Origin of the sequence: Isoptericola halotolerans, assembly GCF_013149785.1 — a bacterium.
Lineage (GTDB): Bacteria > Actinomycetota > Actinomycetes > Actinomycetales > Cellulomonadaceae > Isoptericola > Isoptericola halotolerans.
Genome location: NZ_JABEZU010000002.1, coordinates 527,164 through 543,805, shown reverse-complemented (window position 1 = coordinate 543,805; position 16,642 = coordinate 527,164). Strand labels below are relative to the sequence as shown.

12 protein-coding genes and 1 tRNA gene are annotated in these 16,642 nt (G+C 72.5%); 4 read left to right on the top strand and 9 right to left on the bottom strand.

The window, feature by feature from the left end; all coding sequences use genetic code 11:
- Positions 1 to 55: 55 nt before the first annotated feature.
- Positions 56 to 928 carry an alpha/beta fold hydrolase gene (locus HDG69_RS10200; protein WP_171783670.1) on the top strand — a complete coding sequence of 291 codons (873 nt, stop codon included), beginning with the start codon at positions 56 to 58 and terminating at the stop codon, positions 926 to 928.
- 20 nt (positions 929 to 948) lie between these two features.
- Here the strand turns inward: HDG69_RS10200 and HDG69_RS10195 are convergent.
- The 6 genes from HDG69_RS10195 to eno form a co-directional block, all read right to left on the bottom strand.
- Positions 949 to 1,022: transfer RNA gene (locus HDG69_RS10195), tRNA-Leu, on the bottom strand.
- A 120-nt stretch (positions 1,023 to 1,142) separates the two neighbouring features.
- Positions 1,143 to 2,594: an NAD(P)/FAD-dependent oxidoreductase gene (locus HDG69_RS10190; protein ID WP_171783669.1), complete on the bottom strand. Its 1,452-nt coding sequence runs from the start codon at positions 2,592 to 2,594 to the stop codon at positions 1,143 to 1,145.
- Between the two features lie 227 nt (positions 2,595 to 2,821).
- Positions 2,822 to 3,772 carry a Ppx/GppA phosphatase family protein gene (locus tag HDG69_RS10185; RefSeq protein ID WP_171783668.1) on the bottom strand — a complete coding sequence of 317 codons (951 nt, stop codon included), beginning with the start codon at positions 3,770 to 3,772 and terminating at the stop codon, positions 2,822 to 2,824.
- 49 nt (positions 3,773 to 3,821) lie between these two features.
- Positions 3,822 to 4,343, bottom strand: coding sequence for a DUF501 domain-containing protein (locus HDG69_RS10180; protein ID WP_343036368.1), 522 nt, complete (start codon positions 4,341 to 4,343; stop codon positions 3,822 to 3,824).
- A gap of 4 nt (positions 4,344 to 4,347) precedes the next feature.
- Positions 4,348 to 5,022 (bottom strand): FtsB family cell division protein, encoded by a 675-nt coding sequence (locus HDG69_RS10175; protein ID WP_343036366.1) that lies wholly within the window; start codon positions 5,020 to 5,022, stop codon positions 4,348 to 4,350.
- 172 nt (positions 5,023 to 5,194) lie between these two features.
- Positions 5,195 to 6,475 carry a phosphopyruvate hydratase gene (gene eno, locus HDG69_RS10170; RefSeq protein ID WP_171783666.1) on the bottom strand — a complete coding sequence of 427 codons (1,281 nt, stop codon included), beginning with the start codon at positions 6,473 to 6,475 and terminating at the stop codon, positions 5,195 to 5,197.
- A gap of 184 nt (positions 6,476 to 6,659) precedes the next feature.
- Between eno and HDG69_RS10165 the strand changes: the two genes are divergently transcribed.
- Positions 6,660 to 7,382 (top strand): hypothetical protein, encoded by a 723-nt coding sequence (locus HDG69_RS10165; RefSeq protein ID WP_171783665.1) that lies wholly within the window; start codon positions 6,660 to 6,662, stop codon positions 7,380 to 7,382.
- Between the two features lie 6 nt (positions 7,383 to 7,388).
- Here the strand turns inward: HDG69_RS10165 and HDG69_RS10160 are convergent, their stop codons facing one another.
- Together HDG69_RS10160 and HDG69_RS10155 are read right to left on the bottom strand one after the other, a co-directional pair.
- Positions 7,389 to 8,069: a DNA alkylation repair protein gene (locus tag HDG69_RS10160; RefSeq protein ID WP_171783664.1), complete on the bottom strand. Its 681-nt coding sequence runs from the start codon at positions 8,067 to 8,069 to the stop codon at positions 7,389 to 7,391.
- Between the two features lie 88 nt (positions 8,070 to 8,157).
- Positions 8,158 to 11,565, bottom strand: a complete 3,408-nt coding sequence (locus HDG69_RS10155) for an endo-1,4-beta-xylanase (protein WP_171783663.1) — start codon at positions 11,563 to 11,565, stop codon at positions 8,158 to 8,160.
- 201 nt (positions 11,566 to 11,766) lie between these two features.
- Between HDG69_RS10155 and HDG69_RS10150 the strand changes: the two genes are divergently transcribed.
- The gene (locus tag HDG69_RS10150; protein ID WP_171783662.1) at positions 11,767 to 12,195 is read left to right on the top strand and encodes a PPOX class F420-dependent oxidoreductase; all 429 of its coding nucleotides are present in this window, start codon (positions 11,767 to 11,769) and stop codon (positions 12,193 to 12,195) included.
- 39 nt (positions 12,196 to 12,234) lie between these two features.
- Here HDG69_RS10150 and mfd read toward each other — a convergent pair whose 3' ends face one another.
- A complete protein-coding gene (mfd, locus tag HDG69_RS10145; RefSeq protein WP_171783661.1) occupies positions 12,235 to 15,870 on the bottom strand; it encodes a transcription-repair coupling factor in 3,636 nt (1,211 codons plus the stop codon).
- Here mfd and HDG69_RS10140 point away from each other — a divergent pair.
- The gene (locus tag HDG69_RS10140; RefSeq protein ID WP_171783660.1) at positions 15,869 to 16,639 is read left to right on the top strand and encodes a phosphatase PAP2 family protein; all 771 of its coding nucleotides are present in this window, start codon (positions 15,869 to 15,871) and stop codon (positions 16,637 to 16,639) included. The genes mfd and HDG69_RS10140 overlap by 2 nt on opposite strands.
- Positions 16,640 to 16,642 lie beyond the last annotated feature (3 nt).

The window sequence follows — 16,642 nt, the reverse complement described above, 5'->3', positions numbered from 1 at the left end:
GTTACCACCCCCGTGGTCTCATAACTACATCCAACTACCTGGAGGGGTTAGAAAAATGGTCGCCATCCACCACAGGTTCACCGAGGTCGACGGGCACTCCGTCTTCTATCGCGAGGCCGGCCCCCACGACGCACCGACGATCGTGCTGCTGCACGGGTACCCGACGAGCTCCCACATGTTCCGCCGGCTCATCCCCCTGCTCGCCGAGGACTACCACGTGATCGCGCCGGACCACCTGGGCTTCGGCCTGTCCGCGGCCCCCGGCATCGACGAGTTCGACTACAGCTTCGACGCCCTCGCCCGGATCACCTCGGGCCTGCTGGCGTCGCTCGGGGTCACGCGGTACGCGATCTACGTGCAGGACTACGGCGCGCCGATCGGCTGGCGGCTCGCGCTCGAGAACCCCTCCGCCGTCACGGCGATCATCAGCCAGAACGGCAACGCGTACGACGCCGGGTTCGTCGAAGGCTTCTGGGCGGACGTGTGGGCCTGGGCCGAGACACAGGACGAGCGGACAGAGGCCGCCATCCGCCCTGCGCTCGGCCGGGAGGCGATCCGGTGGCAGTACCTGCACGGCGTCCCCGACCCGACCCTCGTCGACCCGGAGACCTGGGAGCACGACGTCGCGCTCGTGTCCCGTCCGGGCAACGACCTGGTCCAGCTCCAGCTCTTCCGCGACTACGCGACCAACCCACCGCTCTACCCGGCGCTGCACGAGTACTTCCGCGCCTCGCAGGTGCCGCTCCTGGCGGTATGGGGTGAGAACGACGAGATCTTCGGGCCCGACGGCGCCAGGGCCTTCTCCGCCGATCTGCCCGACGCGCGGATCGAGCTGCTGCCCGGCGGGCACTTCCTCCTCGAGTCCCACCTCGACGAGGTCACCGCCGTGATCCGGGACTTCCTCGGCGCGGCACTCGCCCCGGAGTGACCCGGGCGCGGTGCGCCGCGTGCCCCCGCCCGGGTTCGAACCGGGACTTGGCCGGGTTTAAGCCGGCTGCCTCTGCCAGTTGGGCTACGGGGGCGGTCACCGACAGACGAACGGGCGGCTCCGTTCGGTATCTCCCGTCGCGATCGGCAGCTCAAGATACCGAACGGAGCGGAAGGTACCGAGCAGAACCGCCCGGTCGCACGTCGCTGAGAGGTCAGCCCTTCTCGGCCCTCGACGCCGAGGACTCGGCCCGCTGGTCGACCTTCTCGTTCTTCGGCTTCGGCGGCACCGACGCCTTGCGGAACTCGTCGCGCGGGTCGTGCAGGGAGCCGAGGGAGACGATCTCGCGACCCATGAGGAACTGACCGATCCAGCCGACCAGGATGCGCAGCTTGCGGTTCCCGGTGGGCATCGCCATGACGTGGTAACCACGGTGGGCGAGCCACGCCAGCGGGCCCTTGAGCTTGAGGAAGCCGAACAGCTCAGCCACACCCTTGTACATGCCGAGCGAGGCCACCACACCCACGCTCTTGTGCTTGTACTCCTCGGGCTGCTGGCCCTTGAGCGCCGCGATCATGTTGTCGGCGAGCTGCGTCGCCTCACGGATGGCGTGCTGGGCGTTGGGCGGGCAGAAGCTGCCCGGGTTGAGCAGGTCGGGCACGGCGGCACAGTCGCCGGCGGCCCAGGCGTCGGGGACGATCTCGCCGTTCTCGTCCTCGACCTGCAGCGTCGCCTTGACGGTGACCCGGCCCATCTTGTCGACCGGCAGGTCCGAGCTCTCCTTGAGGACCGGGTTCGCCTTGACGCCGGCGGTCCACACGATCGTCTCGGTGTCGAACTCGACGCCGGTGGAGGTCACCACGTGGCCGTCCTCGCAGGAGGACAGGAACGTGTTGAGGTGGAACTCGATGCCGCGCTTCTTCATCTCCTCCAGGGCCCACTCGCCCATGGGCTCGGAGACCTCCGGCAGGATGCGTCCGGCACCCTCGATCATGACGAAGCGCAGGTCCTCGGACTCGATCGTCGGGTAGTTGCGCGTCGCGTAGCGCGCCATGTCCTCGATCTCGGCCAGTGCCTCGATGCCCGCGAAGCCACCGCCCACGAACGTGAACGTCAGCATCTTGCGGCGCCGGTCGGCGTCCCACGTGGACGAGGCGACATCCATCCGGTTGAGCACGTGGTTGCGGACGGCGATGGCCTCCTCCACGTTCTTGAAGCCGATGGCGTTCTCGGCGAGCCCCGGGATCGGCAGCGTGCGCGAGACCGAGCCGAGGCCCACCACGAGCTGGTCGTAGGAGACTTCGTAGTCCGGGCCCGACTCCGGGTGGATCGTGATCTTCTTGTCGCCGTGGGCGATCGCCGAGACCTTGCCCTGCAGCACGTCGACGCCCTTGAGCGCGATGCGGTGCGGCGCGACGACGTCGCGGGCGTCGATCGAGCCGGCACCGGCCTCGGGAAGGAACGGGGCGTACGTCATGTACGGCCGCGGGTCGACGACGACGATCGCCGCCTCCCGCTTGCCGAGCTTCTTGCGCAGCCGTCGCGCCACGTACAGCCCGACGGATCCACCGCCGAGCACGACGATGCGCGGCACCTTGCGCGGACGCGGGGAGGGCGCGGCTGCGTCCTGGGCAGGGGTGTCCGTCGACAGAACGTTCTGAGGCATGGTTCCCAGTCTACGACCGTCCACGGACCGCTCGCGCGTCCGTCCGCTGTCCCGTCCGTCACCGCTGCGAGCTCGCGTCCAGCACGCTGGTCGAACCGCTGGAGGGCGTCCGGTCCGCCGGGCGCACCGCCGTCGGCCGCGAGGATGTTGTGGGCGCGATCTCTGGTGCGCCGAGCGGTGCAGAACCGCCATATCGGGCCAGGAATCGCGCCCACAACACCCGGGGGTCAGGCGAGGGAGAGGGCGATCCCGTCGAGGATGTCGCTCTCGGAGGTGACCACCTGCGTCAGCTCGCCGCCCGACGCCGCGACCTCGTCGCGCACGCGGCGCACCACGCGCGACCACACCAGCGCCCCGGCGCCGATGACGTCGGCCCTCCCCGGGTGCATGAAGCCGAGCGCCAGACGCTCCTCGCGGGTCCGGCCCAGCAGGTCGTCGCAGGACGCGAGCACGTCGCCCACGCTCAGCACGGCACCGTTGACGGCCTCGCGCCGGTAGCTCGTCAGTCCCAGCGAGTGCGCCGTCACCGACGTCACCGAGCCGGCCAGACCGACCAGGGTCGCGGTGCGCCCCAGCGGGACGACGGCGCAGGCCGTGTCCAGCGCGGCGTCCACGTCCGCGGCAGCCCGGTCGACCTCGTCCACGCCCGGCGGGTCGGAGTGCAGGTGACGCTCGGTGAGGCGCACCGAGCCCACGTCCATCGACACCGCGGCCTCCGGCGTCGTCGTGCCCAGCACGAGCTCGGTCGAGCCGCCGCCCAGGTCCACCACCAGGTACGGCCCCGGGTGGTCCGCCGCCGACCCGCTCGTGGCGCCGAGGAACGACAGCCGCGCCTCCTCCTCGCCGGAGACGACCTCCGGGTCGACGCCGAGCGCCGCGCGCACCCCCTCGACGAAGTCGCCGCGGTTGCGGGCGTCCCGCGTGGCCGACGTCGCCACGAACCGGACGCGGGTGGCGCCGAGCTCCGCGGCCGCCTTGGCATAGTCCCGCGTGGCGGCCAGGGTGCGCTCCAGCGCCTCCGGCGCCAGCTCACCGGTCCGGTCGACCCCCTGCCCGAGGCGCACGATCTCCATGCGCCGGTCGAGCTCGGTGAGGGTGCCGTCGGTGGCGACGTCGGCCACGAGGAGTCGGATCGAGTTGGTGCCGCAGTCCACGGCGGCGACACGGGTGCTGCTCATCACGGACGCACCTTCTCATCCGGGGCCGACAGGCGCGCGCCCGGACCCGTCAGCACGAGCACCGGTCCGGACGCCACTGGTCGCGCACCCGCTCCAACGCCTCGTCGCCCAGCGGGTTGACGCCCGGGCCTGCCGCCAGCGCGTGCCCCATCAGCACGTGCAGGCACTTGACCCGGGTGGGCATCCCACCGGCCGAGATCCCGTCGATCTCCTCGACGCTCCCCAGCTCAGCACGGCGCGCGAGGTAGTGCTCGTGGGCACGCCGGTAGGCGGCAGCCAGCTCGTCGTCCTCGGTGAGGCGCTGCGACATCTCCCGCATGACCCCGTCGGCCTCGAGCCGCGACGCCGCCGCGACCGCGCCCGGGTGCGTCAGGTAGTACGTGGTGGGGAACGGGGTGCCGTCGGGCAGCCGCGGCGCGGTGCGCACCACCAGGGGGCGGCCGCACACGCAGCGTGCCGCGATGCCCACGACGCCGCGGGGCGCGCGGCCGAGCTGCTCGGCGAGCACCTCGAGGTCGTCGTCGGTCACGGCCGTCGGGTCGTCGGCAGGGGCCGGGCGCTGAGAGGTCACGGGGTCATTCTCCCCCGTCGGCACCGTCCGGATCCACGCCGGGGCCGTCGTCCTCGTCACCCTCGGTCGGGTCGCCGTCGAGCGTCCCCTGGTCGTCGACGACCCGCATCGACTCCCACATCGCCTGGTACCAGGGAGCACCGGTCGGCCCGGCCGCCGAACCCGGCGTCACCGCGCCCTCGTCCTCGTCCGGGCCGTCGCCGCCGGCCACCTCGTCCGCGTCGATGACCCGCCACGCGGTGTCCCCCGGCATGACGTAGTTCAGCCGGGTACGCGCCTGCTCGACGACGTAGGACCGGTCCTCCCACCGCCCGAGCTCGTTCTCCAGGCCCGCACGCTCCGCCTCGTACGCGCTGAGCTCGGCCTGCAGCCGGTCGATCTCGGCCCGCTGCTGCACCGCGCCGCGGACCGTGGGCAGCAGCAGCACGAAGGCCAGCAGGACCACCACGGACAGCACCAGCAACCTGACCGTGAGGACCTCGGGCAGCACGAGTCCCAGGCGGCTGCGGCGCCGGTCGTCACGGGACGGTCCGGCCGGGCGACGTGCGGTGCCCCGCTGGGAGCCCGACGCCTTGCTCGACCCGGTCGCCCGCGAGCGCGCCGTCGACGTCGGACGCGGCGAGCGCGGGCCCGGACGGGCGGCGGGGCGACGAGGCGTGGTCGGTCGGCGGGACGGCACGTCTCGATTGTGCCGAATCGGACGCCACGAGAGCCGCACCCTCGTCGGCGCGCCCCGTCCCGGGGGGAGGGAGGCTGGGCCCCAGGTCCGGGGACGACGACGGCCGGTCACCTCCCGGAAGGAGGCGACCGGCCGTCGTCGGGCCCTGAGGGCTACCGGGTGAGACCCGGCGTCAGCCCTGGAAGCGCGGGAACGCCGAGCGACCGGCGTACCGGCCGGCGTCGTCGAGGGCGTCCTCGATGCGCAGGAGCTGGTTGTACTTGTTGATGCGCTCGCCACGGGCCGGGGCACCGGTCTTGATCTGACCGGCGTTGGTGGCCACGGACAGGTCCGCGATGGTGGTGTCCTCGGTCTCGCCGGAGCGGTGCGAGGTCATCGTGGTGAAGCCGTTGCGCTGCGCGAGCGTGACGGCGTCGAGCGTCTCGGTGAGCGTGCCGATCTGGTTGAGCTTGACCAGCAGGGAGTTCGCGGCCTTGGTCTCGATGCCCTTGGCCAGGCGCTCCGGGTTGGTGACGAACAGGTCGTCGCCGACGATCTGCACCTTGTCGCCGACCTTCGCGACGAGCGCGGACCAGGAGTCCCAGGCGTCCTCGTCCAGCGGGTCCTCGATGGAGACCAGCGGGTAGTCCGCGACGAGACCCTCGTAGAACGCGACCATCTCGTCGGGCGTCTTGGCGCCGCCCTCCCACTGGTACGCACCGTCGGAGTAGAACTCGGTCGCCGCCACGTCGAGCGCCAGCGCGACGTCGGTGCCGGGCGTGAAGCCGGCCTTCTCGATGGCGGTCAGGATGAGGTCGAGCGCGGCACGGTTGCTCGACAGGTTCGGGGCGAAGCCGCCCTCGTCGCCGAGGCCGGTGGACAGGCCCTCGCTCTTGAGCACGGACTTCAGCGCGTGGTAGACCTCGGCGCCGGTGCGCAGGGCCTCCTTGAAGGACTCGGCGCCGATCGGGGCGATCATGAACTCCTGGATGTCCACGTTCGAGTCCGCGTGGGACCCGCCGTTGAGGATGTTCATCATCGGCACGGGCAGCACGTGCGCGTTCGGGCCGCCCACGTAGCGGAACAGGTCGAGCCCGGCGCTCTTCGCGGCGGCCTTCGCCACGGCGAGGGAGACACCGAGGATGGCGTTCGCGCCCAGCTTGGCCTTGTTCGGGGTGCCGTCGAGCTCGATCAGCGTCTGGTCGATGAGGCGCTGCTCCTCGGCGTCGTAGCCGATCAGCTCAGGAGCGATGTCGTCGATGACCGCGTTGACCGCGCCCTCGACGCCCTTGCCCAGGTAGCGGCCGGAGTCGCCGTCCCGGCGCTCGACGGCCTCGAAGGCGCCCGTGGAGGCGCCCGACGGGACGCCGGCACGTGCGAACGTGCCGTCGTCGAGGGCGATCTCGACCTCCACGGTGGGGTTGCCGCGAGAGTCCAGGATCTCGCGCGCGCCAACGGCTTCGATGCTTGCCACGGATGCTCCTTTGAGAGGGCACGCGGGCCGTCGCAGCCCGGCTCAGGCGCGGATGCGCCCGGGGCCGCCGACGCCCGCGACGATGGTGGGTTGACGCCCCCAGCGTAGCCCGGTCCCGCGCCCGGTGCGCCCACGCCCGCGTGGCGGGCAACCGCACCGGTACCGCCCGTCGCCGCCCGGCACGATGAGCAGCACTATCGTGGGACCGGTGGACGGCTTCTGGGACTTCCTCGGCTCGTACTGGTGGCTGGTGTTCCCGCTCAGCGGCATCGTCGGCGGGTGGGTCAAGGGGGCGCAGAAGTGGGACGAGCGCCGACGCCGCGACAAGATCGAGCTGTACCGGCTCAAGCACGCCGGCCGGCTCGCCACGGCCGAGGCCGAGGAGGCGCTCAGCAGCGAGATCGAGCGGACGGTCGCCGAGCACGACCGCACGGACCGGCGGTGGCTCGACTATGAGCTCGACGCCGTCAAGACGCTGGAGTACCCGGTCATCACGGACATGCGCGAGCAGGTCACCGTCGACTTCCACCGGGCCCGCCGCGAGGCGGAGGGCCTGCGACCGGACGACCTGGACGAGCTGCGCGACCGCCGTCGCCTGGACCGGTACCGCGCGGCGGTCCGCGAGTACCAGCTCACCTTCGACATCGCCGAACGGGAGGCGAAGCGCCGGCTCGCCTCCGACTTCACCCCCGAGGAGCGACACGCGCTGGACCGCGCGAAGAAGCTCCTCGCGCTCGCCGACGACGCCGGGGCGTCGCACGCCGAGCGGCAGGCGGCCTACCGGCGGGCGACGAAGGAGCTCGAGGGCATCCTCGTGCTGCCCGACGCCGCCACCGAGGCCATCGAGCAGCGCATCGCGGGCGAGCTGGGCCCGGCCTCTCGCAGGGGCGAGCCCACGACGGACTGATCGGGCTCAGCGCGGCGCCGGGTCTCCCGGCAGCTTGGAGCGTGCCGCGCGCCGGACCGGTGCGGGCAGGCGGTCGCCCATCCTCGCCAGGAACGCCGTCACCGCCGCCGGGTCTGCCGCTCCGGCGTGCTTGAGGGCGGTCCCGACCGGCTTCGACACGACCGGGTCCGGATCTGCGGCCAGGACCTCGGCCAGTCGGATCAGGTCGGCGATGCCCTCCGGGTCGGCGGGGCGGGTGTAGGCGAGCGGGGCGGTGATCGCGGTCCGCCGTCGCAGCGGGTCGTCCGACCCGGCCAGCTCGAACAACGGCGCACGGGAGCGGTGGCGGAGGTACCCGCCGACGACGCGTGGCGCCGCGCGGTCGACCATGTCCCACGCGTCGATCCGGTCGTGCCGGGCGAGATAGGTGCGGTAGCAGGCTTCCCGGTCGGCCTCGGTGGTGCGAGGACCCCGGACCGCGAAGTCGAGCACGCAGAAGGCAGCTATCCGGGGCTCGTAGGCGGGCTCCTCCAGGAGGGTCTCGACCTCGGTGATCGGCAGGTCCGTGTACCGCTTCGCGACGTCGAACAGGGTGCCCATCCGCACGCCCAGGACGCCTCCGGTGCCCGGGTAGTGGCGGTTCGGGTGCGCGACAGGGTCGGCGACGGCATGCAGCTCTGCCAGGAGCGACTCCGCGGTGAGGTCCATGCGACCACCCTACGAAGTCCGGCCGCCGGAGAGCTGCCACGAGCGGCGAGCCGGCACACCTCGAGTGGTGCGCCGGCTCGCCGGAGGGTCAGGACACCGGCTTCCAGGGTCCGTGCCGGTCGCCCGGCGCCTGGTTGCGGGTCCACCACTTCGCCTCGTAGCGGTCACCGTCGTGGACGACGACGTCGCCGGCGGTGAAGATCCGCGAGGCGGTCCACACGGCGGTGCCGTCCGGTGCCGTGGCGATCTCCTGCCAGGAGCCCCACGGCGAGGCGCCCGGCGTCTCGGTGGTCCACCACGTGGCGCGGTAGAGCGCCCCGTCGTGGCTGACCTCGTCACCGGCCGTGTACACCTGGCCGGTCACCCACCCGGGAGCCGCCGGCGCCTCGGTGGCGACCAGCTCGCCCACGCCCCAGCGGTTCGTGTACTGGTATCCGGTGCCGGTCGGGTCGGCCCAGGTGGTCACCGAGGTCCGCGTCCCGGCGGTGGCGTCGTTGACCTGGAAGTCCAGGCCGTGGAAGGAGCCTTCGCCGCCCTGGCCGAGCAGGTCGATCGCCGCCTCGATGACGTAGCCGTCGTCGGTCAGGGTGGCCGCGGAGTCCAGCCGGGCCTCCTGCTCGGCCGCGTCCCCGGTGCCGAACGACACCGCGTTCTCGGCGCTGATGCGGATCTGGGTGTCGTCGGCCTCGTACGACCCGTTCTTGGTGTTCCCGGTGTCGAGGAAGATCTCCACCGAGTCCTGCACCCACGGGTCGGACGCGCTGACGTCCACCACGGGGTCGGTCACCTCGGCGAGCACGTACAACGTGTCCTCGGCCCACAGGGTGCGGACCGTCGCGACGGCGCCCGAGGCGCCCTCGACCTGTCGCTCGGTGGTCACCACGTCCGCGTCGGCCCAGACCTCGTCGACGTCGCCGTCGACCACCGGCGCGGTGGACGCCTCGGCCACCTCGACGAAGCTGAGCTCCTCGATCAGCGTCAGCGACCCGAGCGTGCCGGGCGTGTTCCACCCGGCGACGGTGCCGCCGTCGGACACCTGCACGTCGAAGCCGAGCGTGCCGCCCTGCGCGGCGCCGTCGAGCGGCAGGTGCGCGACGACGTCGTACCCGGCGTCGGTCTCGACGACCTCCGCGGAGCCCTCCCCCGTGACCGTGCCGTCGCGACCGACGACGGCGGTGCCGCCGTCGAGGTCGAACGTCACGGCGTCGCTCCCCTCGTCCGAGGCGTCGGTGACCGAGACGTACGCGGTGAGGTGGTCGGCGGCCCAGCGGAGCTGGAAGCCGGCGACCTCCTGCCCGGACGCGGTGATCGGGTGCAGCGGCAGCCGGTCCCACTGGGGCGAGGCCGCCGCGGAGCCCTCGAGCTCGACGCTGCCGGCGAAGACGTGCGCGGACCGCTGCTGCGCCGGCAGGTCGCCGTCCACGATGCCGTGGTACGCCGGCTTGGCCTGGTACGCGTCGTCGAAGACGAGCGGCGCGCCGTTGTCGGCCCGCCACGAGCGCCCGTCCGTCAGGCCCCAGACGGTGGCGCAGAACAGCGCGTCCGCGTGCTCGCGGAACACCCGGAAGGCGTCCCGGAAGTAGTAGCCCTGCTCGATGAGGTTCGCCTGCGTCACCGGGGTGCCGACGGTGACGTCGAGCTCGGTGACGGCCTGGACGAGAGGCAGGTGCTCGAAGCGCACGATGGCGGCCTCCAGCGCCGCGACGGGCATGGCCAGCGACACGTGGAACTGGTGACCGACGCCGTCGATCGGCACCTCGCGCTCGACGAGCCGCTCGACGAGGGCGAGGTAGCGGTCCTGCTTGCCGCCCTGCTCGGTGTTGTAGTCGTTGATGAACAGGGTCACCGGACGGTCGGCACCCTCGGCGGCGTAGGTCTCGTTGAAGGCCTCGTCGGCGTACCGGAACGACAGGTCGATGAACTCCTCGCCGAGGATCCGGTACCACTCGCTGCGTCGCAGGCCGTCGTCCGTGCCGCCGTCCGAGACGACCTCGTTGACGACGTCCCACGCGGTGACGGGGTTGTCGGCACCGAACTCGCCGTAGTCGGCGGCCATCCACTCCGCGATGTCGAAGATGTGCGTGCGCATGCGCTCGCGCAGGATCTCCTGGTCCGCGGCGGAGTCCGTCAGCGGGGCGCCGTCGGCGTCCTCGAAGAACCAGTCCGGCGTCTGCGAGTGCCACACGAGCACGTGGCCGTACACGTCGAGGCCGTTCTCGGCGGCGAAGTCCATGAGCTCGACGGCCTGCGGGTGCGGACGGAAGGTGCGGGCATCGTCGTACCAGGCGTCCGGCTTCATGTGGTTCTCGGCCGTGATCTGGTCGAAGTGGCGCGTCAGCAGCTCCGCGGCCTTGCCGGACGTCTCGCGGGAGTCGATCGCGACTCCGGCCGGGAACGGCAGGGTGGTGTGGATGCCGGCCAGGTCCTCGATCTCGGCGGGGTCGGGGACGGTGAGGACGATGTCGTCGACGAGGAGGTCCGAGGTGTTCGTGCCGTTGTAGCTCGTCTCCAGGTAGAGCAGCTGCTCGTCCGCGGTCGGTGCCTGGAAGGTGGCGGTGACCTCGGTCCACCCGCTGTCGGTCACGCCGGTCCACTGGGCCAGCGTGGCGTACGAGGTGCTGCCACCCGCGGTGGAGGCCAGCGACAGCCACACCGAGTCGGTCTCCTGACCCTCGGCGAACCGCACCTGCGCGCTGATCTCGTACTGGACACCACCGGACAGCACGCCGGAGACGTCGCGGCCGATGCCGTCGCCCTGGTCGTCACGGTCGGTGACGATCGCGCTCGCCGCGCCGGAGGCGGCGTCGGCGGTGGTCACCTCGACGGTCGGTGCGGTGCCGTCACCGGTGCGCGGCCCCCAGCCGTCCAGGCCGTCCTCGAAGTCGGTGCTCAGGACCACGCCCGGCTCGGGCTGGTCGACCGGCGGGCCGGACTCGACGGCGGTGACGACCAGGTCGTCGACCAGGAACGGGGGGTGCTCACCGTCCACGGGTGCGGCCTCGAGGTACAGCTCGGCGGCGGTGAGCCCGGCCGGCAGGGTGTAGGCCCCCCCGACCTGCACCCACTCGTCGGCGGTGGCCGTGACGGCCCCGCCCACCCAGACGTAGTCGTCGCCCTCGGCCGAGGACTCCTGCACGGTGAAGTGCAGGTCCGTCGCGTCCGGGGCGTCGGCGGGCAGCTTGACCCAGGCCTCGACGTCGTACGTGGCGCCGGCGCTGAACAACGAACCGACCTGGGTCGACGGCCCGTTCCAGTCGCCGGTGCGGTCGGTGACGCTCAGCGCGCCGTCGCCGGTGCGCGCGTCGTCGACCAGCTCGAGCGTGACCGGGCCTCGAGGGCCCCACGGCTCGAACGTCTCCTCGAAATCGTTTTCCAGCACGACGGAGTCGTCCGCCGCCGCTGCCTGCGTGCCCATGACGACGGCGCCCAGCGCGCCCCCCGCCACCAGCGCGCCCGCGGTGAGTCCCGCGACCGCCCTGCTGTACCTCTGCCTCATCGTCGCTCCTTCGCGATGGTGGGCCCGGTGCAGCGCTGCCCCGGGCAGGGCGCCGCAACGCCCTCCTGGGACGAGCATGGCGGGCTTCGAAAACGATGTCAACATCGTTCCACGCCGATCCTGCCGACCGCGTCGGGACCGCCCCCCGACCTGCCGGCCCGACGGGCGATGAGTCGCCGCCGCACCACCAGTCACCCCTGCATGACGACCACCGCACCGCAGACGCCGCTACCCGGACCCGACCACCTCCCCGAGCTCGCCCGCTCGCTCGTCGCCGACCCGCACCTCGCCCACCTCGCGACCCTGCTGCCCGACGGCGCCCCGCACGTCGTCCCGCTGTGGACCGCCTGGGAGGACGATCACCTCGCGTTCCTCACCGGACCGACGTCCCGCAAGGCACGCAACGTCCGGCGCGACCCCCGGGTCACCGTCTCGGTCGCGCACAGCGAGCGCCCGTGGCAGATGGCGATGCTGCGAGGACGGGTCGTCGACGTCGTCGACGGCGCCGCCGGGTGGGAGGTCGTGGACCGGATCTCCCGGTCCTACACGGGGTCGGACTATCCGCGCGACGAGGAGCGCGTCGTCTTCCTGGTCACCGTGGACCGCGCCACGGCCACCTCGTTCGCCTGAGGTGCCGTCACCGCGCGGGCAGCCCCGAGGCCGCGCCGCTCAACGGGTCGCTGCGCCCACCGTCGCTGCGGCACCCACCTCGCCGAGGACCACCGCGTCGATGAGCTGCTTGGCCCAGGTGAGCAGCGCCGTGCCCCGCAGCGGCTTGCCGCCGATGCGCGCCGTCGTCGGGAACGGCACCAGGATCGCCCGGATGCCCGGCTTGAGGATCGTGCCCGGGTAGAGCCGCTTCAACCGCAGCTGCGCCGACTCCGGCAGGTCGACCGGCGCGAACCGGATGTGCTTGCCCTGCGCCGTGATGTCCGTCAGACCGGCCCGCCGCGCGTGGTTGCGGAACTCGGCGACCTCGAACAGTGCCTCCGTCGGCTCCGGCAGGGCGCCGTAGCGGTCCACCAGCTCGGCCCGCACCTCCCCGAGCGCCGCGGCGTCCTGGGCGGCGGCGATCTTCTTGTACGCCTCGAGCCGCAGCCGCTCGGTCGCGATGTACGACTCGGGCAGGTGGGCGTCCACCGGCAGCTCGATGGTGACCTCGGGCTGCTCCTGTTCGCGGTCGCCGCGGAAAGCCGCCACGGCCTCCCCCACCATCCGCACGTACAGGTCGAAGCCCACGCCGGCGATGTGCCCGGACTGCTCGCCGCCCAGCAGGTTGCCCGCTCCACGGATCTCCAGGTCCTTCATGGCGATCTGCATGCCCGCACCGAGGTCCGTGTTCGCCGCCATGGTGGCCAGCCGGTCGTGCGCCGTCTCCGTCAGCGGCTTCTCCGGCGGGTAGAGGAAGTAGGCGTAGGCCCGCTCCCGGCCACGTCCCACCCGGCCCCGCAGCTGGTGCAGCTGCGACAGCCCGAGGGTGTCCGACCGCTCCAGGATGAGCGTGTTCGCGTTCGAGATGTCCATGCCCGTCTCGATGATGGTGGTGCACACCAGGACGTCCAGCTCCTTCTCCCAGAAGGCGCGGATCACCTGGTCCAGCTGGTGCTCGCTCATCTTGCCGTGCGCGACGCCGATCCGGGCCTCCGGGACGAGCTCCGCCAGGCGCGACGCCGCCCGCTGGATCGACTCCACCTTGTTGTGGACGTAGAAGACCTGGCCCTCGCGCAGCAGCTCGCGCCGCACCGCCGCCGTGATCTGCTTCTCGTCGTAGCCGCCGACGTAGGTCAGCACCGGGTGCCGCTCCTCCGGCGGGGTCGCCAGCGTCGACATCTCGCGGATGCCCGTCACCGCCATCTCCAGCGTGCGCGGGATGGGCGTCGCCGACATCGCCAGCACGTCCACGTTGGTGCGCAGCTGCTTGAGCGTCTCCTTGTGCTCGACGCCGAACCGCTGCTCCTCGTCGATGATCACCAGGCCGAGGTCCTTGAAGTGCACCGACCCGGTGATGATGCGGTGGGTGCCGATGACCACGTCGACGGAGCCGTCCTTGAGCCCGGCGAGAGTCTCCTCGGACTCCTTGGCGCTCTCGAACCGGGACAGCGCCCGCACCGTGACGGGGAACCCGGCGTACCGCTCGGAGAACGTGTCGAAGTGCTGCTGCACCAGCAGGGTCGTGGGCACCAGGATCGCGACCTGCTTGCCGTCCTGCACCGCCTTGAACGCTGCCCGCAGCGCGATCTCCGTCTTGCCGTAGCCGACGTCGCCGCACACCAGGCGGTCCATCGGCACGGTCTTCTCCATGTCGGCCTTGACCTCGTCGATCGTGGAGAGCTGGTCCGGCGTCTCGACGTAGGCGAACGCGTCCTCGAGCTCGCGCTGCCACGGCGTGTCCGGGGCGAAGGCGTGCCCCTGCGTCGCCATCCGCGCCGAGTACAGGCGGATCAGCTCGCTCGCGATCTCCTTGACGTGCTTGCGGGCGCGCGCCTTGGTGTTCTTCCAGTCGGCGCCACCCATCTTGGACAGGCTGGGCGACTCCCCGCCGGTGTACTTGGTGACCTGGTCGAGCTGGTCGGTGGGCACGAACAGCCGGTCCCCCGGCTGCCCACGCTTGGAGGAGGCGTACTCGATGACCAGGTACTCGCGCGTCGCCGCGTTGGCACCCGCACCGAGCGTGCGCTGCACCATCTCGATGAACCGCCCGACGCCGTGCTGCTCGTGCACCACGAAGTCCCCCGCCTTGAGCTGCAGGGGGTCGACGACGTTGCGGCGACGCGAGGGCATCTTGCGCATGTCCCGGGTCGACGAGCCCTGGCGACCGGTGAGGTCCGACTCGCTGAACACCGCCAGCCGCAGCTCCGGCACCACGAAGCCCTTGCCCACGAGCGCCGGGGCGACGTGCACCACGCCGCCCTCCGGCACCTCCGTGAGCTCCGTGACCAGGCGGGCCGCCGTGTCCGCGGCCCGCAGCTGCTCGGTCATGCGCTGGGCGGGGCCGTGCCCCTCGGTGGTGAGCACCAGGCGCCACCCGGCCTTCTGCAGGCCCTGCACGTCGTCCAGGGCCCGGGCGACGTCACCGCGGTACGACTCGACGTCGCGCGCCGCGACCGTGAACGTGGTGCCGCCGCCGGCCGCGTCGACCGCCGCGGAACCTGCCGGGGTGCCGTCGTCGTCCGCGTCGGGGGTGCCGGCGGCGTCCAGGGAGAAGGCCGACAGCGTCCACCAGCCGAGGCCCCGGCGCGCGGCCACGTCACGCGTCTCGGCGAAGGTCGCGAAGGAGGCGGCCGACAGGTCGAGCGGCGCCTCCCCGCCCGCGACGGCACCCGTCCACGCCGCGGCGAGGAACTCGTCCGTCGTGGCGACCAGGTCGTGGGCACGACGGCGCACCCTCTCCGGCTCGTCCAGCACCAGCAGGGAGTCGCCTCCCACCAGGTCCAGCACCGGCACCATCCGGTCCACCAGCACCGGCGCGAGGGACTCCATGCCCTCCACGGCGATCCCCGCGGCCAGCCTGTCCAGCATGTCGATCGCGCCGGGCAGCTGCTCGGTCAGCTCCGCCGCCCGACGCCGGACCGCGTCCGTCAGCAGGATCTCGCGGCACGGCGGGGCCCACACCCCGCGGTCGGCGATCTCCAGCGAGCGCTGGTCCGCGACGGAGAACCAGCGGATCTCCGAGACCTCGTCGCCCCAGAACTCGATGCGCAGCGGGTGGTCCTCCGTGGGCGGGAAGACGTCGAGGATCCCGCCGCGCACCGCGAACTCACCGCGCCGCTCCACCATGTCCACCCGGGAGTACGCCGCCGCGACGAGCGCGTCCCCGACCGCGGTGAGGTCCGCCGTCTGCCCTGTGTGCAGCTCGACGGGGACCAGCTCGCCGAGACCCTCGACCACCGGCTGCAGCAGGGCGCGCACCGGCATGACCAGGACCCGGACGGGACCCGCCTGCGCGTTGCCCGGGTCGACGTCGGGGTGGGCCAGCCGGCGGAACACCGCCAGGCGCTTGGCCACCGTGTCGGCCCGGGGGCTCAACCGCTCGTGCGGCAGCGTCTCCCACGCCGGCAGCACCGCGACGTCGTCCGCACGGTCGTCCGGCAGATAGGCCCGCACCGCCGCGGCGAGCTCGTCCGCGTCACGACCCGTCGCCGTGACGACCACCAGGGGACGCTTGCGCGCCGCGGCGGCGAGGAGCGGTGCACGCACACCCTTCGGGCCGACGACGTCGACCTCCCCGCCGGCCGGCACGGCCTCCAGGGCGGCGGCCGCACCAGGGTCGGCGAGCAGGGCGGGGACGATGCCGGTGAGGTTCATGAGGGTCCTTCGGGCGCACGACGACGGGCCCATCTCGCCCCGGGACGGAGGCGGCGGGCTGACGGATCCAGGGTACGCCGGGGCGGTGACGGCGGTCCTGCGCTGCCCGTCACACTTCATCCTCGACCGTGCGGACGGCGCCGGGAAGGATCGAGGGGTGCACCCGGACGCCCGCACTCGGACGCAGCACGCCGTGGTCGCGGTCGTGGCCGCGGCGTGCGTCGCGGGTGTGCACGCCCTGGCCGTCCACACCTCGGCGGGACGCACCACCGACACAAGAGTGCTCGCACTGGTGGGCAACCTCGCCGGCATGCCCGGCGCCGACGTCCCGGCGACCGTCGCGGGGTGGGTACGCGCCGGGCTCCCCCTCGTCCTGGCCTCGACGGTCCTCGTGCTCGGCGTCCTGGCGATCCGGAGAGGGGCCTGGCGCGCGCTCGTGGCCTCCGTGCTCCTCGTCGCCGGGAGCGCCACGCTCAGTCTCGTGCTGCGCGACCTGGTGCTGGCGGCACCGCCCGGCAGCACCGGCACCTATCCCAGCACCCACGTGACGATCGTCGCGTGCCTGTGCGTCGCCGGCCTGTGGCTGAGACCCGCGGGGTGGCCGCGGCGCGAGACGCGGTGGGTGGCTGCGGCGCTGGTGGTGGTGGCCGCGGCGGCGAGCGTCGCCACGCACGCGCACCTGCCCAGCGACGTCCTCGGCTCCGTCCTGCTGGTGGCTGCCGTGGGCTCGCTCCTCGCCACCGCCCTCGTGCCCTCGGTGCGGCCCTGAGCG